The sequence below is a fragment of the Nocardia sp. NPDC003345 genome, assembly GCF_053589395.1.
Genome location: NZ_JBSFRU010000030.1, coordinates 1 through 20,021 on the forward strand (window position 1 = coordinate 1; position 20,021 = coordinate 20,021).

The 20,021-nt window shown below is 68.8% G+C and carries 18 protein-coding genes; 8 read left to right on the top strand and 10 right to left on the bottom strand.

What is annotated here, in order from left to right; translation table 11 throughout:
- Positions 1-163: 163 nt before the first annotated feature.
- Both ACWDU1_RS06130 and ACWDU1_RS06135 read left to right on the top strand, forming a co-directional pair.
- Complete coding sequence (locus tag ACWDU1_RS06130; protein ID WP_449996194.1) at positions 164-1,264, top strand: DNA polymerase IV; 1,101 nt, start codon at positions 164-166, stop codon at positions 1,262-1,264.
- Between the two features lie 72 nt (positions 1,265-1,336).
- Entirely contained in the window at positions 1,337-3,217 is a 1,881-nt protein-coding gene (locus tag ACWDU1_RS06135) for an ABC transporter ATP-binding protein (RefSeq protein ID WP_449996195.1), read from the top strand.
- Between the two features lie 13 nt (positions 3,218-3,230).
- On the opposite strand, the gene ACWDU1_RS06140 is transcribed toward ACWDU1_RS06135, so the two are convergent.
- The 5 genes from ACWDU1_RS06140 to lon form a co-directional block, all read right to left on the bottom strand.
- Positions 3,231-4,817, bottom strand: a complete 1,587-nt coding sequence (locus ACWDU1_RS06140; protein ID WP_449996196.1) for a molybdopterin-dependent oxidoreductase — start codon at positions 4,815-4,817, stop codon at positions 3,231-3,233.
- 199 nt (positions 4,818-5,016) lie between these two features.
- Complete coding sequence (locus ACWDU1_RS06145) at positions 5,017-5,847, bottom strand: anti-sigma factor (protein ID WP_449996197.1); 831 nt, start codon at positions 5,845-5,847, stop codon at positions 5,017-5,019.
- On the bottom strand, positions 5,840-6,514 hold the full coding sequence (gene sigK / locus ACWDU1_RS06150) for an ECF RNA polymerase sigma factor SigK (protein WP_449996198.1): 675 nt from the start codon (positions 6,512-6,514) through the stop codon (positions 5,840-5,842). Before sigK ends, ACWDU1_RS06145 begins: the two co-directional genes overlap by 8 nt.
- Before the next feature lie 151 nt (positions 6,515-6,665).
- A complete protein-coding gene (locus ACWDU1_RS06155; protein ID WP_449996199.1) occupies positions 6,666-7,310 on the bottom strand; it encodes a fasciclin domain-containing protein in 645 nt (214 codons plus the stop codon).
- A 181-nt stretch (positions 7,311-7,491) separates the two neighbouring features.
- On the bottom strand, positions 7,492-9,828 hold the full coding sequence (gene lon / locus ACWDU1_RS06160; RefSeq protein WP_449996221.1) for an endopeptidase La: 2,337 nt from the start codon (positions 9,826-9,828) through the stop codon (positions 7,492-7,494).
- 114 nt (positions 9,829-9,942) lie between these two features.
- Here lon and ACWDU1_RS06165 point away from each other — a divergent pair, with 114 nt between their 5' ends.
- Positions 9,943-10,317: a cytochrome P450 gene (locus ACWDU1_RS06165; protein ID WP_449996222.1), complete on the top strand. Its 375-nt coding sequence runs from the start codon at positions 9,943-9,945 to the stop codon at positions 10,315-10,317.
- Between the two features lie 77 nt (positions 10,318-10,394).
- Here the strand turns inward: ACWDU1_RS06165 and ACWDU1_RS06170 are convergent, their stop codons facing one another.
- On the bottom strand, positions 10,395-12,104 hold the full coding sequence (locus tag ACWDU1_RS06170) for a thiamine pyrophosphate-binding protein (protein ID WP_449996200.1): 1,710 nt from the start codon (positions 12,102-12,104) through the stop codon (positions 10,395-10,397).
- Positions 12,101-12,898, bottom strand: coding sequence for a cyclase family protein (locus ACWDU1_RS06175; RefSeq protein ID WP_449996201.1), 798 nt, complete (start codon positions 12,896-12,898; stop codon positions 12,101-12,103). Before ACWDU1_RS06175 ends, ACWDU1_RS06170 begins: the two co-directional genes overlap by 4 nt.
- Positions 12,899-13,018: 120 nt before the next feature.
- Between ACWDU1_RS06175 and ACWDU1_RS06180 the strand changes: the two genes are divergently transcribed.
- The 4 genes from ACWDU1_RS06180 (at position 13,019) to ACWDU1_RS06195 (ending at position 16,747) form a co-directional block, all read left to right on the top strand.
- Positions 13,019-14,374, top strand: coding sequence for a hypothetical protein (locus ACWDU1_RS06180; protein ID WP_449996202.1), 1,356 nt, complete (start codon positions 13,019-13,021; stop codon positions 14,372-14,374).
- A 125-nt stretch (positions 14,375-14,499) separates the two neighbouring features.
- Positions 14,500-15,303 carry a TIGR03084 family metal-binding protein gene (locus tag ACWDU1_RS06185; protein ID WP_449996203.1) on the top strand — a complete coding sequence of 268 codons (804 nt, stop codon included), beginning with the start codon at positions 14,500-14,502 and terminating at the stop codon, positions 15,301-15,303.
- A gap of 391 nt (positions 15,304-15,694) precedes the next feature.
- The gene (locus tag ACWDU1_RS06190) at positions 15,695-16,165 is read left to right on the top strand and encodes an SRPBCC family protein (RefSeq protein WP_449996204.1); all 471 of its coding nucleotides are present in this window, start codon (positions 15,695-15,697) and stop codon (positions 16,163-16,165) included.
- A gap of 9 nt (positions 16,166-16,174) precedes the next feature.
- The gene (locus tag ACWDU1_RS06195) at positions 16,175-16,747 is read left to right on the top strand and encodes a ribonuclease H family protein (RefSeq protein ID WP_449996205.1); all 573 of its coding nucleotides are present in this window, start codon (positions 16,175-16,177) and stop codon (positions 16,745-16,747) included.
- Between the two features lie 216 nt (positions 16,748-16,963).
- Here the strand turns inward: ACWDU1_RS06195 and ACWDU1_RS06200 are convergent, their stop codons facing one another.
- Positions 16,964-17,212, bottom strand: a complete 249-nt coding sequence (locus ACWDU1_RS06200) for a hypothetical protein (protein ID WP_449996206.1) — start codon at positions 17,210-17,212, stop codon at positions 16,964-16,966.
- Positions 17,213-17,456: 244 nt separating this feature from the next.
- On the opposite strand from ACWDU1_RS06200, the gene ACWDU1_RS06205 reads away from it, so the two are divergent.
- Positions 17,457-18,215 (top strand): helix-turn-helix domain-containing protein, encoded by a 759-nt coding sequence (locus ACWDU1_RS06205; protein WP_449996207.1) that lies wholly within the window; start codon positions 17,457-17,459, stop codon positions 18,213-18,215.
- Positions 18,216-18,333: 118 nt separating this feature from the next.
- Here the strand turns inward: ACWDU1_RS06205 and ACWDU1_RS06210 are convergent, their stop codons facing one another.
- Positions 18,334-18,963, bottom strand: a complete 630-nt coding sequence (locus ACWDU1_RS06210) for a hypothetical protein (protein ID WP_449996208.1) — start codon at positions 18,961-18,963, stop codon at positions 18,334-18,336.
- A 39-nt stretch (positions 18,964-19,002) separates the two neighbouring features.
- On the bottom strand, positions 19,003-19,860 hold the full coding sequence (locus tag ACWDU1_RS06215) for a hypothetical protein (protein WP_449996209.1): 858 nt from the start codon (positions 19,858-19,860) through the stop codon (positions 19,003-19,005).
- Positions 19,861-20,021 lie beyond the last annotated feature (161 nt).

Sequence of the window (20,021 nt, forward strand, 5' to 3'; positions counted from 1 at the left end):
TTGGTGGGTGTGTGTGGTTTTAAGAGTTGTGATCAACCGATCTCGCGCGTGTTTCCCCCCCCCGCCGCCCCTGCGGCGCAGCCGCGAGTCTCGAGGGCTGACAGCAGGCGCACAGGAGGGCCGAACCTCGAGCAGCGGAGCTGCTCCAAATTACACTGCACTGGTGGCCCGATGGCTGTTGCATGTCGACCTCGATCAGTTCCAGGCGGCGGTGGAATTCCGGCGCCATCCCGAACTGCGCGGTCTGCCCGTGATCGTGGGCGGGAACGGAGATCCCGAGGAGCCCCGCAAGGTGGTGACCTGCGCCTCCTATCCGGCCCGCGCCTACGGCATCCGGGCGGGCATGCCGTTGCGTTCGGCGGCACGCAAGTGTCCGGACGCGGTGTTCCTGCCCCTGGACGTGCCCAGTTACGACGAGGCCTCCGAGGAGGTCATGGCGGTATTGCGGACGTTCACCGATCAGGTGGAGGTGTGGGGCTGGGACGAGGCGTTCGTCGCGGTCGATACCGACGACTCCGGGGACGCGGGCGAGCCCGAGCGGACCGCCCGAGCGATTCGCGCGGCCATCGCCGAACTCGGCCTGACCTGCGCTATCGGTATCGGTGACAATAAGCTCACCGCCAAATTGGCCACCGGATTCGCCAAATCCGTCGGTACCCCGGCCGATCATCCGGGCGCGCCGGAGGGCATGTTCCGGTTGACGGCCGCGAACTGGTCGGAGGTGATGGCGCACCGGCCGACCAACGCGCTCTGGGGTATCGGCAACCGGATCGCCGCGCGGCTGGCCGAGCTGGATATCCACACCGTCGGGGACCTCATGGCCGCCGACCGGACTCGCCTGGCCGCCGAATTCGGACCGACCAACGGACCGTATCTGTGGGTGATGAGCCGGGGCGCCGGCGATACCGAAGTGGTGAGACGACCGCCACCGCCGGTCGGACGCAGTAAATCGGAGACCTTTCCCCGCGACCTCACCGACATCGACGAGATACACGCCCAGGTGGCCCGCCTGGCGGCGGAGGTGACCGAGGAGATCGCGGCGGCGGGGCGAATCGCGATCCGGGTTTCGGTCACCGTTCGCACCAGCACGTTCTATACCCGCAGCAAACAGTCGAAACTGTCCGAACCGACCACCGATAGCGCCGTCGTCGTGGCGGCCGCGCATCGCGTGCTCGATCGGTTCCCGCTCGATCGGCCCATCCGGCTACTCGGGGTGCGTCTGGAACTCGCGCCGGTGGGCGAACCGCACGACACCACCGCTTGACCTCAACATTGGTTCAGCTTTTAGTGTCGGAGCTCTGGAGTTGGATCGGCTCCGGAGCGGAAGGACGTATCGATGAGCATGGAATCGGTGGCCTGGGAGCAGATGTACCGGCGGATGAACGCTCCCGGCGAAGAACGGGCGTTCAGCCTCGCCACGGCCCGGCGAATTCTCGAATTCGCGCGACCGCACCGGCGCAGGATGGGCGCGTTCTTGGTGTTCAGCGTGGTGGCGGCGGTATTGACGGTCGCCACGCCGCTGCTCGCGGGCCGGGTCGTCGACGAAATCTTCGCCGGCTCGGCGCCGCGCACGGTGATCCTGCTGGCGGTGGCCATCGCCTGCCTGGCCGTACTCGACGCCGGCCTGGGTCTGGTTATCCGGTGGCTGTCCGCCCGTATCGGGGAGGGGCTGATCCTGGATCTGCGGACCGCGGTATTCGATCACGTCCAGCGGATGCCTATCGCGTTCTTCACCCGCACCCGAACCGGTGCTTTGGTGAGCCGCCTGAACAACGATGTGATCGGCGCCCAGCGCGCGTTCAGCGACACCCTCTCGGGTGTGGTCGCCAATCTCGTGACGGTGGTCCTGACACTGGTGGTGATGCTGCAGTTGTCCTGGCAGATCACTGTGCTGGCCCTGCTCCTGCTCCCGGCCTTCGTCGTCCCGGCCCGCCGGATGGGCGACCGGCTCGCCGGCATCCAGCGCGAGGCCGCGGATCTGAACGCGTCGATGAGCACCCAGATGACCGAACGCTTCTCCGCACCCGGGGCCACGCTGGTCAAACTCTTCGGGCGACCGCGGCAGGAGTCCACGGAGTTCGCGTTGCGCGCCCGGCGGGTTCGCGATATCGGCGTGCGCACCGCCATGGTGCAGACCGTATTCGTCACCGCGCTGACGCTGGTCTCCGCGCTGGCCGTGGCCCTGGTGTACGGGCTGGGCGGCTGGTACGCGCTGCGCGGTCAGTTGGACGCCGGCGCTGTGGTGGCGCTGTCGCTGCTGCTGACCAGGCTGTACTCACCCCTGACGGCGCTTGCCAGCGCGCGGATGGAAATCATGTCCGCCCTGGTGAGTTTCGAGCGGGTGTTCGAAGTGCTGGACCTGAACCCGCTGATCACCGACTCCCCGACCGCGCGACCGGTGCCCGCGGGGCCGGTGGCGGTGGAGTTCGACGCGGTCCGGTTCGGATACCCGTCCGCGGACAAGGTGTCACTGGCCTCGCTGGAAGAAGTGGCGACCCTGGACTCCCGGGGCGGCGAGGAGGTTCTGCACGGTGTCACGCTGCGCGCCGAGCCCGGGCAGCTGATCGCGCTCGTCGGCTCCTCGGGAGCCGGCAAATCGACCATCGCGCAACTGGTCTCGCGGCTCTACGACGTCGATTCCGGCGCGGTCCGGCTCAACGGCACCGATGTGCGGGAGCTGACCACCCGTTCCATCCAGGACACGGTCGGGCTGGTCACCCAGGACGGGCATCTGTTCCACGACACCATCCGGGCCAATCTGTTGCTCGCCGATCCCGTGGCCACCGAGGAACAACTGTGGGACGCGCTGACCCGGGCCCGGCTGGGCGATCTCGTGGCCGCACTGCCCGACGGCCTGGACACCGTGGTCGGCGAACGCGGATACCGGCTGTCCGGTGGTGAACGGCAGCGGCTCACCATCGCCCGGCTGCTGCTGAAACAGCCGCGTGTGGTGGTACTGGACGAGGCCACCGCCTCGCTCGATTCCACCTCCGAGGCAGCGGTCCAGGCGGCGCTCACCGAAGCACTGCAGGGCCGGACCGCCCTGGTGATCGCGCATCGGCTCTCCACCATCCGCGCGGCCGACCAGATCCTGGTGGTGGAAGGGGGACGGATCGTGGAACGCGGATCCCACAGCGACCTGCTCGCCGCCGACGGACGCTACGCCGAGCTGTACCGGACCCAGTTCGCCGACGAGCCGGCGCCGGTCGTGGCCTGAGCCACAACCGGTTTCACCCGACGGTGACCGACCGGGAATGCCACCCGGTGGCACCGTCGGGTGCCGGGCTCGCGCGCTGATCGGTCTGCACATTCCCCTTCCCGTCGGTGGCCCGGACCCGGAGGGTGTGCGTACCGGGAGGGGCGTCCCAGCGCCACGTCCATTGACGCCAGGTGTCCAGCGAATACTCCGGCGCCAGCTCGGCGGGCTGCCACGGGCCGTTGTCGACCTGTACCTCGACCGCCGCGACACCGCGCTGCTGCGCCCAGGCCACCCCGGCCACCACGGTCGGTCCCGGCGCCAGGTCACCGAAAGCGGCGGGAACGTCGATCCGGGACGCGGTTTTGATCGGACCGCGCGCCGACCAGCCGCGCCGGGTCCAATACGCTTCGGCCATATCGAATCTGGTGAGTTCGAGATCGACCACCCATTTGGTGGCACTCACGTAGCCGTACAGCCCGGGCACCACCATCCGGGCCGGGTACCCGTGCTCGACCGGCAGCGGCTGTCCGTTCATCCCCACCGCCAGCAGGGCGTCGCGGCCGTCGGTCAGTGCCGCCACGGGAGTCCCGGCCGTGAAACCATCGGCGCTGGTGGACAGGACCATATCCGCGTCGGGCCGTACCCCGGCCTCCGCCAGCAACTCGGCCAGCGGATAGCCGACCCAGCACGCGTTGCCTATCAGGTCGCCGCCGACCTCGTTGGATACACAGGTGAGCGTGACGATCTTCTCCACCGCGGGCCGGCGGCGCAGATCGTCCATGCTCAACACGATTTCGCGGTCCACCATGCCGTGGATGCGCAACCGCCAGTCCGCGCTGGTCACCGCCGGAATACGCAACGCGGTATCGATGCGGTAGAAGTCGGCGTTGGAGGTGACGAACGAGGTGAGCCCGCGCACCGGCGGATCGGTTCCCGGCGGGACGGGCGGCGCGGGAACCCGCGGCCGGGGCAGGACGAACTGTTCCAGATCGGCCGCGACCGCGCGCATCCGCTCTCCGATCCAGCGCCCCGCCATCGCGCTCCCCGCCGCGACCGCGGCCGCCCCGGCGGCGAGGGCCAGGAACTTTCGACGCGACGGATCGGTGGCCGGACCCGTGCTCGGTTCGGCGCGCGGGTCGCTCCCCGGCGCCCGCGCGATCAGGAAGCGCAGAGTGGCGACACCGGCCGCGACCCCGAGCAGAATCGGAAGCGCGAACACCAGGGTCGCGTTGGGACGCAACAGGACCAGCACACAGACGATCAGGCCGAGCGCCACCAGCAGCAGACTGCCGTACGGGCCTCGTCGTTCCAGCAACCCGGCGACCACGGCCAGCACTGCCATCACCACCGCCATGGACAGGAAGAGCACCGCCTTGTCGCGGGTGCCGAACTGTTCGATGGCGAACTCGCGCAACGCGGCCGGGGTTTGGTCGACCACGGTCGCCCCGGTCGACACGAACGGGGAGGCGTCCGGATCGATCAGGCCGGCGAACAGTTCCGCGATCCCGAGCACCATCGCGGCGGCCAGCAGACCGCACAGTCCCGCCGCGACCGCGCCGATCCCGCGACCGTCCGGGCTTCGCGAATCGCTTTCCGTGGTTCCGGTTGTGTCCTGCATGACCGCCTCATTCCTGCTCGGGCCACCGCCCGCTGCCGGGGGTTCGTTCGGACTCCCCGCTGCGGATGGTGTCATTCCGGGCACGACCGGGGAAGACGGCCGGAACAGGCGTCACCGAACCGTCAGATATCGCAGTCGGAACAGGGCCGGCCGTGACCGAACCGGTGCCGGGAAGGCGCGGTCCGGTATCGGCGGACGCTCAGCCCAATGTCACCGCGCCGAGCGGAGACGTGGTCGGCGCCGGTGACCCGCCGTCGGGCTCGAGGGTCACCGCGAGCTGGTCGGAGGTGGCGAATCCGGTGACATAGGGGGCGTCCTCGGCGGGCAGTTCGGGCAGCACACCGGCCGACCGCGGGGTCCCGCTCGCATCGATCAGCCACAGCTGGTAATCACTGCCGTCCGGGGGCGCGGGCACCGCGTCGAAGGAGACCGTGACGGCGCCCAGTTCGGCGGAACTGTGCACGGTGAGGGTGCCGGCGCCGATGGCGGCCGTGGTGGTCCGGGCGTCTGCCCGTTCCCGCACCTGCTGTGCGGAAATCGTGCCGCCCGGGCCCTCCTCGGTCCCCTCGAACACACCTACACCGACCGCGACGCCGACCGCGACCACTACCGCCGCGGCGGCGGCCGCGAGCCGTCGCATCGTCCTGCGCCGCCGGGCCCGGGCCAGATCGTCGGCCCCCTCGTACACGGTGGCGCCGGCTCCGGAGATAGCTCCCGGCGACACGTCGGCGCGCGCGCCGGTGCGCACGTCCGAACGGGCTCCGGGCAGCGTGTCGAGCGCCGCCAGGATCCGGGCTTCCACATGGACCGGCGGCGCCTGCGCGTCGAGTACCGACAGCGCTGCCATGGCCTCCCGGACCTCGTGAACAGTGTCGTCGAAACTCCGGACGGTTTCCGGATCGGCGGCACGCACCCGCTGTTCGATCTCGGCGCTCTCGTCGCCGGATACGGCGTCGAGGGCGTACGGAACAGCCAGATCCATCAGGTCGCTGTGGCCACCCGGCGAATCGGGTGGTGAGGTGTCAGGCATCGGAGGCAACCCCTGATAGGCAGTTCTGGAGCCGTTTCAGACCGTCACGAATACGGCTCTTGATGGTGGGCAGTGGCGATTCCAGCTGGTCGGCGACCTCCCGGTAGGTGCGCCCGCTGTAGTAGGCGAGTGCGACCGCCTCCCGCTGCGTGGAGGTCAGCACGTCCAGACAGTCCCGGACGGCCGCCTCGTCCAGCCGCTGGTGCACGGTTTCGGTGACGATGTCGTGGTCCCGGCCCAGATGGGTGTGCCCGTAAACGATCTCGCGCCCGGTGGCCGACTCCTCGGCCCGGACCCGGTCGACCGCGCGGCGGTGGGTGATCATCATCAACCAGCCGATCGCGCTCGACCGGGCCGGGTCGTAGCGTGCCGCCGCGGACCAGACCTGCAGGTACACCTCCTGGGTGGCCTCCTCGGCCGCGGCCGGGCTGCGCAGGATCCGCCGCGCGAGCCCGAACACCCGGGGGCTGGTCTCCCGGTAGAAGTCGGTGAACGCTTCACGGTCACCGCTCCCGGCGGCCTGCAGGAGTTCGGCGTGACGCCGGGCGGTGGCCCGGTCGTCGTGGCCCGCCGGGCGGGCCGCACAAACCTCGGGTCCGTCGCCGATCTCCGGCCCGGCATCCCGGAGACGGATCGGGCCGGAGCCGGAATCCGGCCAGTTCGTCATGATCGTGCCCTCCACTGCATGGCAAGGTGTTCGCCGCCCCCGTCGCCGGGGATGGGTTCGAACAACCGGTTGTAGTGCAGGTCACTGTGACGGTCCCGGCGCATCATGGGCTCAGTCTGGTCCACCGGGCAGGCGGGCGGGCACGAATCGCTCACGCGGGCGGCATGAGCACCCCGTCGATCATGTAGACCGTGGCGTTCGAGGTCTGCACGCCGCCGCAGATCACCGACGCGCCACCGACCTCGATATCGTCGCCGGTGCGGGTGACCGTCACGGGGGCGCCCTGCACCGTGGTGTGGTCGCCGGCGATATCACCGGGTTCGATCCGGCCCGGCACCACGTGATAGGTGAGGATATCGGTGAGAGCCGCGGAATCGGTCTTCAGACCTTCGACGGCCGCCGGGTCGAGTTTGCCGAATGCCGAATCGACCGGCGCGAAAACCGTGAACTCTCCGCCGTTGAGCGTATCCACCAGGTTCACCTGCGGATTGAGCTGCCCGGACACCGCTTGGACCAGGGTTTTCAGCATCGGATTGTTCGACGCCGCCACCGCGACCGGATCCTGGGCCATTCCGCCGACCGAGCCCGCGCCGGAGGGCACCTGCGCGGCGTACTCGGCGCAACCGGCTCCCACGAGACCGGCGGCGGGATCGTCGGCGGCCCCGGAGGTCTGCGGGGCGCTGCTCGCGGAAGCGGGCGCGTCGGCGGAACTCTCCTCGCCCGAACACCCCGTCGTGCCCAGGAGCGCGGTCGACGAGATCGCCGCCAGTAGCACCACACGCTGTATGCGCTTCATGGAATTCCATCACTTTCCGGCCAGGACGACCCGAACGGCCGCGCTGCGAACATTGCTGGACGGAATTCGGCCGGCCTGCCGGTACGGATGGGTGCGCGACGGTAACGACCGGGAACACGGACGCGAAAGCGGGCCGCGGCAACCGTTTCCGGTTCGGCCGCGGCCCGCTGTTTTCGGCGGATCAGGCGCTGACCGCCAGGGGCCGCCCGTCCAGATCCGCTTCCCGGACCGGTTCGATGGCGTACGCCAGGATCTCGGCGACATCGCCCACCGGCCGGACGTCGAGATCGGCCAGCACGTCGGCGGGGACGTCGTCCAGATCCGGTTCGTTGCGCGCCGGGATGAACACCGTCTTCAGTCCGGCCCGCTGGGCCGCCAGCAGTTTCTGCTTCACCCCGCCGATCGGCAGGACCCGGCCGTTCAGCGTGACCTCACCGGTCATCCCGACATCCGAGCGCACCGGGCGCCCCAGCGCCAGCGACACCAGCGCGGTGACCATGGTGACACCGGCCGAGGGCCCGTCCTTGGGCACCGCGCCCGCCGGGACGTGGACGTGCAGATTGCGGTCCAGCACAGCGGATTCGATACCGATCTCGCCCAGATGCGACCGCACATAGGTGAGCGCGATCCGCGCGGATTCCTTCATGACGTCACCCAGCTGACCGGTGAGGGTCAGGGCGCGTTCGCCTTCGGCGGTGTTGGCCTCGATATAGAGCACGTCACCACCGAGGCCCGTCACCGCGAGTCCGGTCGCGACCCCGGGAACCGCGGTGCGTTCGGCCGAATCCGGGGTGAAGCGCGGCCGTCCGAGGTAATCCTTCAGGTCCGCGATATCGATGACCAGGGCCGTCCCGGCGCCCGTACCGGCCTCGACAGCGGCGTCCGCGTCACCACCCGGTTCCTCCGTGCCGGCCTCGGACAGCCGGGTCGCGGCCTTGCGCAGCGCCTTCGCGATCAAGCGTTCCATCTGCCGCACCCCCGCTTCGCGGGTGTAGTCGGCCGCGATCTCGCGCAGCGCCGCATCGGTGACCCGCACCTCGTCGGCGGTGAGCGCGTTACGTTCCAGCTGCCGCGGCAGCAGGAATTCGCGGGCGATGGCGACCTTGTCGTCCTCGGTGTAGCCGTCCACCGTGATCACTTCCATCCGGTCCAGCAGCGGGCCGGGGATGGTGTCCATGACATTGGCCGTCGCCAGGAACAGCACGTCGGACAGGTCGAGGTCCATATCCAGGTAGTGGTCGCGGAAGGTGTGGTTCTGGGCGGGGTCGAGCACCTCGAGCAGTGCCGACGCGGGGTCGCCGCGGAAATCGGCGCCCAGTTTGTCGACCTCGTCGAGCAGGACCACCGGGTTCATCGAACCGGCCTCCTTGACGGCCCGCACGATCCGGCCGGGCATGGCGCCCACATAGGTGCGGCGGTGTCCGCGGATCTCCGCCTCGTCGCGCACGCCGCCCAGGGCGACCCGCACGAACTCACGGCCCAGCGCCCGCGCCACGGATTCCCCGAGCGAGGTCTTGCCGACCCCGGGCGGTCCGGCCAGCACCAGCACGGCACCGGACCCGCGCCCGCCCACGACATCCAGTCCGCGCTGCGCGCGCCGGGCCCGGACCGCCAGGTATTCGACGATGCGGTCCTTCACCTCGTCCAGCCCGTGGTGGTCGGCGTCGAGCACGGCCCGCGCCGCCGCCACATCGGTGGAGTCGGTGGTCTTGACCTGCCACGGCAGTTCGAGCACGGTATCGAGCCAGGTCCGGATCCAGCCCGTTTCCGGGCTCTGATCACTGGACCGCTCCAACCGGCCCACTTCGCGCAGCGCCGCCTCCCGTACGGCATCGGGCAGGTCGGCCTGTTCGACCCGGGTGCGGTAGTCGTCGGCGCCGTCGGGTTCGTCCTCGCCGAGCTCCTTGCGGATGGCGTTGAGCTGCTGACGCAGCAGGAATTCGCGCTGGCTCTTCTCCATATTCTCGCGGACCTCGTCACCGATCTTCTCGGTGACCTCGGCCTCGGCGATATGCGCGGTGGTCCATTCGATCAGCCGGTTCAGCCGGGCGGTCACATCCGGGGTCTCCAGCAGTTCACGCTTCTGTTCCGTGGAGAGGTAGGCGGCGTAGCCGGCCGTATCGGCGATGGCCGAGGGGTCGGTGAGCTGGTTGAACGCGTCGACCATCTGCCACGCCTCGCGACGCTGCAGCACCGAGACGACCAGCTTCTTGTACTCCGCCGCGAGTTCGCGGGTGCGACCGTCGGCGGCGGGAGTGTCGACCGGTTCGGCCTCCACCCACAGCGCGGCGCCGGGGCCGGTCACACCGTGCCCGATCTTCGCGCGCCGTTCCGCCTTCAGCACCGCGGCCGGAGTGCCGCCGCGCATCCGGCCGATCTGTTCGATGGTGGCGATCACGCCGTAGGAGGCGTAACCCTCGGTGAGGCGGGGGGCGAGCAGGACGGCTTCGGTCTTCCCGGCCTGTGCGGCGTCGATCGCCGCCTGTGCGGATTCGTCCAGTTCGATCGGCACGACCATGCCGGGCAGCACGATGGGATCGGTCAGGAACAGCACCGGAAGATTCTGGGGTGTACTCACGAACGCAACCTCCAATACTTGAGCTACTCGCACTCAACTTCGAGAGGTTTGCCTTTGTTCCGCGCCGGGCGACGTGTTCGCCGAAGGCGAATTTCCGGCGGTTCACGGCTTGTACGCGAATTTCTCCCGGCGTACGTATTACCGCTGGTCGGCTCGGCCAATCGCGACCCGCGGCAGTTCCCCGACCCGGACGATTTCCGGCTCGACCGCCCGAATACACAGGACCGGCCGGCCTTCGGGGCCGGTGTCCATTACTGCATCGGCAGCACTCTGGCCCGGATGGAGGCCACCGTCGCCATAGAAGAGCTCATGCGCCGCGTTCCCGATATCGCCGCCGCCGGTGCTCCCCGGCGCGTCGCGAGCCCGGTCCTGCGCGGACTGCGCAGCCAGCCGGTCGCCCTCGGAACCCCCGCGGCATCGATCCACTGATCCCGGGCCGATCCCGGGGTTCGAGTTCCGGTGAACCGCAACGGGTTCCGGCGACGACGACCGGTCCCGGGCACCGGTCAGTGCCCGGCGAATGCCTCCGCCAGCCACCACGCGCCGCCGTCGGTGCTGATCTTCGCGTCGATCACCAGCGGCCGCCCTCGTCCCGTCGCGCAATAGTCCGCGAGCCAGTCGCGGACACCGGCGAGATCGTCGACCGTGCGCACCGTGATCCCGGTGGCGCCGAATCCCGCCGCGATCGCGGCGATATCGGTTTCCGGGAAGGTCACCGTGGTGTAGTCGGCGTCGTCGAAATGGTGGACCTCGGCGCCGTAGGCGGAGTCGTTGTACACGATCACCACCAGCGGCAACTCGGCCCGTACCGCGGTGTCCAGTTCGGCCACCGACATCAGGAAACCACCGTCGCCGGCACCCAGCACCGGTAGCCGGCCGGGTTGGGCGAAGGCCGCGCCGATGGCGGTGTGCAGGCCCAGCCCGATGGACTGGAAGGCCTGGGTGAAACAGAAACCGAATTCGTCCGGCACTTCCAGATGGGTCGCCGGGTAGCCCATGAAGTTCCCGGAGTCGATCGCCACTACGCGCTCGGCCGGCAGCAGTCCGTCGAGCGCGATCGAGAGCACCCTCGGATCGATCCGCTCGCCGGTGGAGGTGTCCTCGACCGGCACGTCGCGCCAGCGGCCGGCCTCGGTGAGCAGCGCGGCGACCTCCGGGGTGCGATAGCCGGTCACCGGCCCGGACCCGCGGACCCGCGCCAGTAGGTCCTCGGCCGTCAGGCCGCAGTCGCCGATCACCCCGAAGCCGACCGGGCGGTGCGCGCCGACCGCGTCGATATCGTCGTCGACCTGCACGACCGTGGTCTCGGGACCTATCAGCCGGCCGTGCCGCATGGTCCACATGTTCAGCGCGCATCCCCAGCCCACGATGAGATCGGCGGCCGCGATGAGCTCGGCCACGACGGGGGTGGAGAACCCGCCGGAGATGCCCAGACCGAACTCGTCCCCGGCGAAGAGGCCGTTGGCCACGGCGGAGGTGGCCACCAGCGCGCCGCATTCTCGCGCGAGTTCGGCGAGCACCGGGCCGGCGCCGCGGGCGCCGCGGCCGGCCACGAATACCGGACGCTGGGCCGTCCGCAGGGCTTCGGCGAGGCGGGTCACGGATCCGGAATCCGGCCGCACCCGCGCCGGAGCCACCGTCGCGGCTATCGGCCCGGTGACGGTCGCGGGGGCCGCGGCGACGTCGATGGCGATATTCAGCACCACCGTGCGCCGCAGGGTGACGGCGGTGCGATAGGCCCGCGTCACATCGGCGACCACCGTCTGCCCCGAGTACACCCGGTCGGGAATCGCTCCCACACTGCGGACCAGCGCGTCCTGGTCCACCCGGAAGTTGGACCGCAGCGCGGCGGCGGGACTGTCGGCGGCGAGCACGATCATCGGCGTCCGGCTCTTGGCGGCCTCACCGATCCCGGTGACGGCGTTGGTGAGCCCGCAACCCTGATGCACCGAGACCACGCCGACCCGACCCGACATCCGCGAGTACGCGTCGGCCATGGTGGCGGCGCCGCCCTCGTGCCGGGTCGCGGTGAACGGCACCCCGCCCACGCGCAGTGCGTTGGTCATCACGAAGTTGCCGCTGCCCACGACCCCGAAACAGTGCCCCGCACCGAGGTCGGCCAGCGCGCGGCCCACCACATCGGCGACCGTGGGACCGTAGACGGCCGCGCCCTCGCCGGCCGCCGGCGAGCTGTCGGTCTCCCGGCCGGCCGTCACAGGTCCGCGCCGGTGACGGCCAGTACGCGCGACGGGCTGCCGGTGCCGCCCACGATCGGCAGCGGACTCACCACCAGCATCGCCCCCGTCGCGGGCAGGCGGCCGAGATTACGCAGCGAGGTGAGGCCGTACTTGTCGTTACCGAGGAAGAAGTGGTGCACGGGGAAGGCGGGATCGAATCCCCCGGCCAGTCCGGCGTCCACTCCCACCGTTTCCACGCCCAGGCCGGTGATATCGCGTTCGGTGGCCAGCCAGCGGGCGCATTCGACGGCCACGCCCGGGGTATGCGAGCCGGTGTCGTCGGTGTTGAGGAACTCGGACTCGGAGCCACCGCGCGCCTCCCAGCCGGTGCGCAGCAGCAGCCAGGTCCCGGCGGTGAGGCGGCCGTGGCGACCCTCCCACTCTTCGACATCGGCGACGGTGAGCAGATAGTCGGGGTCGGCCGCGACCCGTGCGGTGAGGTCGAGCACCGCCGCCTGCCCGATGAGCCGCCGCACCGGGATCTGCGAGACGTCGTCGCCGTCGCGGCCGGTGATCCAGTGCACCGGGGCGTCGAGATGGGTGCCGATATGTTCGCCGGTGTGGATGTTGTTGTGCCGCCAGAAGGGCCCGGGCTCGTTATAGGCGCTGACCTCCTCGAGCCCGAAGTCGATCAGATTGGCGAACGGGGCGGGCAGGCGCAGCGCGGGGGTGGCGCTGCTCAGCGGAGTCGTGAGATCGATGACTTCGAGCCGTCCGGCCTGAAGGGCGTCGAGGAATTCGGTGAGCACCGGGGCGGGCGGCGGGTTGGTCATATCGGCACCCTATTCCTGTGCGGCGTCCACGGCGGCGGGTGGCGCTGATTGACACCCGGGACGGGCCGGTGACAATGTGATGATCTCCGATTCACAATCCGGCCCGAGGGGGAGCGCGCGATGATCACACTCTCGTCCGGAGTGTTGATCAACTGGGAGGAATTCACCGGTCAGACCAAATTCGTGGTGGATCTGGTCAGCTTCCCCATTTTCAGCGCCGCGGCCGGCTGGCTCACCAACTGGACCGGCGTGCTGATGCTTTTCTGGCCGCTGCTGTTCCGCGGCGTCCGGATTCCCGGCCTCGATGTGCTCTACCCGTATCTGCCCCGCCGGGTGCAGGTACTGCCGACCTTTTCCGAGGACGGTTCCCGGCTCGGCTTCCAGGGTTTCATCCCGGCGCGTGCCGAGAAAATGGCCAGTATCTGTGTCGACAAGGCGTTGATGCGGATCGGCAGTCCGCGGGATTTCATTCACGAACTGGATCTCGAGGGAATAGCCGATTACGTCGCCGCTCTCGCCCGCAAACAGGTGAAGACGATTGTCGACGAGGTGATGAACCGGGAGAACCCGGATTTGTGGCAGAGCCTGCCGCGGGCCATGCGCCAGCTCATCTATCAGCGCGTCGAGCGCGAGATGCCGGAACTGGCGCGCCGGGCGTTCGCCTCACTCGGCGACAATGTCGATCAGCTCATCGACGTCAAAGGGTTCGTGATCCGGTATCTGCAGGACAATCCGCAGATCCTGAAGGACCTCACCACCACCATCGCGGCCCCGGAATTGAAGTTCATGGTCCGGGTCGGCCTGCTGGGTGCGCCGTTCGGCCTGCTGCTGGCGCTCTATCTGCATATCCACCACGACATCCCGGTATGGGGATGGGTCCCGGCCTGGGTGATCGTGCTGCTGGTCTCGGCGGCGATCGGCGTGATCGTGAACATCATCGCCATCCGGGTGGTGTTCACCCCCGGTGACCCCCAGCCCCGCTACAAGTACCTGTGGAAACAGGCGCTGCTGGCCAAACGCCAGCCGCAGGCGGCGACGGATCTGGCGCATATCCTCGCCTACCAGGTGCTGACCCTGCCGAACCTGTCCGACGAGTTGCTCAACGGCCCGAACGGCGACAAGACCCGGATCCTGCTCGAACAGCTCATCTCCGATGAGATCCACCGTCAGCTCGGCCGGACCACCTCGGTGGTGCGGGCGGCCTTCGGCCGGCGGCAGTTCGACAATTTGAAGGTGGGCGCGGCCGGCGCCGCGGTGGGTCTGGCGCCCTCACTCGTGGAGGACGCCGAGTTCATCCAGGAGCAGGCGGAGAAGATCGACGAGTTCGCCGCCCGCAAACTCCAGCAGCTGACCCCCGGCGAGTTCATGGAGATGTTCTACGCCTCGGTGGAACAGGACGCCTGGCTGCTCTATCTGCACGGCGCGGCCCTCGGGCTGCTGGTCGGCGCCACCCATCTGCTGCTCTTCGGCTGGTAGTCCTCTCCGGTCGCGCATGGTGTCCAGTCGGCCGCGCGAAATACAAGCATGCGTGCTTGTATTTTTCCGGGTGCGCTGCGATGCTGGCAGGGCACCGGCCGCGGTGCGTGACAGAGGAGAAGACGATGGCCGACCTGGACGCGCTCCTGCGCGATCTCGACGCGGAAGGCGCCGAACTGGAAGGTCTCGTGGCCGGCCTGCCGCCGGACGACTGGGCCCGGCAGACCCCGGCCGAAGGCTGGACCATCACGCACCAGATCGGCCACCTCGCCTGGACCGACGAGGTGGCGACGCTGGCCGCCACCGACGCCCGCACCGGAGATACCGCCTTCACCGAACTGCTGACCGCGGCTGCGGCACGAGTGGACACCTTCGTCGACGAGGCCGCCGCGATCGCCGCCGCGTCTCCGGCCCCCGAACTACTGGACCGCTGGCGCCGCGGCCGGGCCGCCCTGGTCGAGGCGTTGCGGGCCGTTCCCGGCGCCGCGTCGGTCCCCTGGTTCGGGCCACCGATGCGGCCGGGATCCATGGCCACCGCACGGTTGATGGAGACCTGGGCGCACGGTCAGGATGTCGCCGATACGCTCGGCGTCCGCCGCGAACCCTCGGACCGGTTGCGGGCCGTGGCCCATATCGGCGTGCGGACCCGGGATTTCGCCTATTCCGTGCGCGGCCTGCCGGCACCCGCCGAGGAATTCCGGGTCGAGCTGACGGGGCCGTCGGCGGCGGTGTGGACATGGGGCCCGGAGGACGCGGCGCAGCGGGTCACCGGACCGGCCCTCGACTTCTGCCTGCTCGTCACCCAGCGACGCCATCCCGGCGATCTGGCGCTGCGCACCACCGGAGCCGACGCGGCCGAATGGCTCACTCTCGCGCAGGCGTTCGCCGGACCACCGGGAAAGGGCCGCGAACCGGGATCCTTCGCCTGACGGAGCCGATGCCGGCGGAGTGCGGAGCCGGCCTTTCGGCAAGGCCGGCGAGCGTCACACCGGGTCCGCGACAGCCGGACGTCGTTGGCCGGGGTGCCTGCGCACGGCAGTCGAGTACGGCGCCCGCCGGCGGGTGAAAAGTACCCCCGCCCCGATCCCCGAAACCTCTGGTGGAAGCTGTCCACCCGGGCAGATGGCGGCAGATTGTGACGCTTATCTCCGTACAGATCGGGTAATCATTGGCGGTCGGCCTGTCACCTGGCCTGATACCGTCACCGGGCCGATCGGCAATACATCACAACCGGTGTCCATCGGCTATCGAATCTCCCAGTGTCCGAAATAAAACGGAAAGTTATAGTACTTTTATCGGGCAGCCGTGGAGGGAGGGCCCGTGGGCTTCATCAAATACGCAAGCGATGTGACGGCGCCGATCACCGTTGCCTTCGCCTATGCGGACAATCCGCTGTCCGTCCCGGACTGGCTGGCGGGCGCCAGGGATATCACCCCCCGCGGCGACAACGACCACGGTCTGGGCGCACGCTACGACATCGCCTACCGGTTCGGCCCGTGGCGGCCGACCCTTGCCTGGGAGGTCACCGAACACCGCCAGGACGCCGTACTCGGCTACACCTTGAGCGGCCCGGTCTCGGCCCGGCTCACCCTGCGTTTCGACCCGCTCGGCCGCGGCAGATCCGTACTCAGCTGCGAACTCGACTACGCCGACCGCAGCGGGCTCTCCGCCCTGCTGGTCGGCCGGCCGCGCGCGGCGCTGCTACGGGCCGCCCTGCGCCGCACCGAAGCGCGACTGCGCGCCGCGATCGAAGAGTTCCACGGTACGGACCTTGTCGGCCGCCATGCGTAGGGTACTGCCATGATCATCGTGAGTACCGACGGATCGTGCCTGCGAAACCCCGGCGGGGCGATCGGCTGGGCGTGGGTCGACCACGCCGGCGGCGCCGAGAGCGGCGGCGCGGCAACAGGTACCAACCAGATCGCCGAACTACGCGCGGTCCTGGAGGCCATTCGCGCCCACCCCGGCCCCGACCCGCTCCTGATCGAGAGCGATTCGCTGTACGCCATCAAATGCGCCTCGGAATGGCTGCCGAACTGGCGCAACAACGGCTGGCGCACCGCCAGTGGTGGCGCGGTGAAGAACCTGGAACTGATCCGGGATATCGATCACGCCATCTCCTCGCGCCCCGGCCCGGTGCGTTTCCGCTGGGTACGCGGCCACGTCGGCAACTACTTCAACGAACAGGCCGACGCCCTGGCCGGTTCCGCCGCCCGCAAGGCCGCGGCCACCGCCGGGAACCGTTCCGGCGCAGGCTCCCCCGCAGCCCGCCCGATACCCCCACAGACCTCCGCGGCAGCAGGGAAGGCTGCGGAACCGACGGTCGTCCCGGCCGTCGACTACGCGACAACAGCGCCGCTGCACCTGTTCTGATCGGCTTCGGCCGGCGTGCGCGCGCTGTTGTCGCGTCAGTAGTTGTTACGAAGACCGCCTGAATAGCCTCCGGCGGTGGTGGCTCGACCCACCGCCGGAGGCGCCCAGGAATCCCGCACCGGGCAACCTCGGAGACGTCGTATCACTCCTGGAACAGGATCACGGTGAGCCAGGTCAGCCCAATGACCAGCGCGACAAGGGCAAGGTCGGCACCGCTCACAGTTCGACGATCGGCCATCGATACCCGCGCGGGTAGACCTGTATGGGCGTAACGAGTTCGGCGAGATCGGTGATCGCATGCCGCACCGATTCGGCATGCTCGAACGAGGGGACCACAACCGCGTTCGCGTTGTGCTCCATGACGACACCGGTCACGATCAGTGCGGACACCAAGGGACCGGTGTCGAGATATACCGTCCATACCAGCTGGTATCCGTGACGCCGGGCCACCCTGTGAAGATCCATCCCTGGCCCCTGGATGTCTCGGCGTATCAACGCGACAGCCCTGGGCTCGTCCACGGTCACTGCTCACCCCTTGCACCCGGCTCCCGAAGAGTGGATTGCACCCGCTGCCGGGGAAGCCGGGTCGACCCGGCAGCGGGGCCGGATCCAGATTGCTGCTCGACCACGGACCATCCGACGACTCCCGAGGCGTCGATCTGTACCTATTCGGGGCGACATTTAGGCGTCCAACAGCTACCGTCGTGACATGGGAACCACGCCGAACACCGCGCTCCGCGCAGCTCGGAACGCCCGCCTGATGAGTCAGGACGACCTTGCACGTGCCTTGCGGGAAGCCGGTTGCGTCAGTGCGACCAAACGACTCGTGCAGCGCTGGGAGGCCGGCCGCACCCTGAATCCACGTCCGTCGCACGCGCGGGCATTGGAGAAGGTCATAGGACTACCCATCGAGACACTCGGATTCGGATCGGTAATGGCAGGCCGTAGCCTGTCCGGTCCCGACGGTAGCCAGAACGTCGAATCGGCCATCGGTGATATCGACCCCCGCCAGCGGACCGCAGCACCGAGCAGCGGGCGCGCCCGCCTACCCGGCTCGTATGCCGGTGTGTGGTTGTCGCGGTACGAGTACTATTCGAGCGGTCGCGATGCGACATTCACCGCAGCTCACTACGTAGTGGTGCTACAGCACGATGATCGCCTGACGGTGCGTAGTTTGCCGGGCTCGTCTTCGTCATTGCTCGAGATGGACCTGAGCGCGGGGGGAAACGTGTGCACCGGAACCTGGAGTGAGAACACCGCGCCGGGGGGGTACTACCGAGGCGCTCGGTACCACGGCTCGATCCAGCTGCTCATCGAGTTGACCGGCACCCGGATGGCCGGAAAGTGGGTCGGATTCGGCAAGGACTTCGAGGTGAACACCGGGCCTTGGGAGCTGGTGTTACAAGACTCCTCGACTTCGAAAGCAACGGTCGACGCCTACAACCGGGCACCGGGCGAGGGCACCTGACCGCGATATCGGTCAGCCATTGGCGGCCCATCGGCCGAATTGCACCGCAAATCGCTGCAAAGCAGTATTCCGGCGGTGGTTCGAGCCACCGCCGGAATACGCAGGCACTACTTCGGAATCAGTTGCCGGGTTCCGGAACCGGCTGACCGCCTTCGGGTGCGGCGGGTGCGGGGCCGGCGGGTGCCGGGGCGCCGCCCTCGGCGCCCATGCCCTGCAACATCGCCAATTCCCACTTGTTGACGATCCAGCGGTCGCCGTCCTTCTCCAGGCCCGCGACCACCGCGATGTCCTGGCGTTTCGGTTCCGGGGTCACTGCGTTGGTCTTCATCAGGCCGATATTGACGAGCACCTTCGCGGACTTCTCGTCACCGGACTGGAAACCGCACGTCGAATCGTCGACCCAGGATTTGACCTTCGATTCGGTGAGCAGCTGGCGCAGCACATCCCAGTTCTGCTCCAGCGACTGTACGACGTCGGAGGTGGCGCCGTCCTTCATGGCGGTCATGAAACCGTCCAGATCGCCCTGGTAGTCATAGGTATTGGTGGCCTGCGCGAAATCGCAGGCGGCCTTGGTGGATTCGTTCTGCGCGTTCAGCTCGCCCTGGTTCTGTTGATAGGCGCGGAAATACACCACGCTCGCGACGACCAGTGCCACCAGCACCACACCCGCCGCGAAAGCGGCCACCATCGGCAGCAGTCCGGATTTGCCGTCGGAATCCCGGGCCGCCGCGGTCTCGTTCTTCGCCATAGCTTCGAGTCCTCGCTTCTCGTCTGTCTCGCGGCCCGGTTACTGCTGCATCATCGGGGTGTCGAACTTCGCCACCAGCCAGGTGCCGTCGATCTTCTCCATATCGACGTTGGCGGCGACCTTGACCCGGCCCGGCGGCTGCTGCGGCTGGGCGCTCGCGGTGGTGAACTGCTGGTCGATCACCAGCACCACCCGGGCGTTGTCGTCGGAGCCGGATTCATAGCCGCACTGCACCTCGGCGGCGGTGGAATTGACCTTGGTCTCGGCGAACCGCGTCTTCAGTTCGGGCCCGATCTCGGAGACCAGTTTCTTCCATTCACCGGTGGCGCCCTGATCCAGCCGGGAAATGTAGTCATCGGCCTTGTCGCCGCTGTAGGTGGCGAAACTGTTCCCGAAATCGCAGGCGGCCTTGGTGGCCGCGGCGCGGCGATCCAATTCCTCCTGGCGGTCGCCGGCGAGGAAGAAGAACACTCCGACCGCGACCACGGCGGCGACCAGCAGTACCGCGAAACCGGCCAGCGCGGGCACCGGGAACCGACGGCCGGCGGTCTCGGACTTGCCGGCCTCGTCGTCCGCGGCGGTCTCGTCCTTGTCACCGGACTCCGATGCCGTGGCGGCGTCGGCATCCTTGTCGGCGGTTCCGGACTTTCCGAGCGTGACGGTGGCATCGTCCCCGCCGTCCGATTCCGGCGCGGCGGCGGTGGCGTCCGAGTCGATCTTCTCCGTGACATCCGAGCCGGCCTTCACGGTGGCGTCGGGGTCCGCGGCGGGTTTCTCGATCTTCTCGGTGGCGTCGGCCGTATCCGTGGAACCGGATTCCGCGGCGTCGTCGCCGGCCGTCTTCTTCGTTGTCTCGCTACCGGAGGCGGTGTGCTCAGCCGCGGCGTCCGCTGGCACACCAGTGCCTTCCGGCTCCAAGGGGTCGGAGACGGGTTTTTCTGTGGACATCTGTACTGTTCACACCTTCCCGGCGCGGCTGGAGACGCGCCGTAATCTACCGGTCGGAAAACGACCGCCGGGTGTGGCGGGCATCTCTGCGAGAGTATGCACCGTCGCAC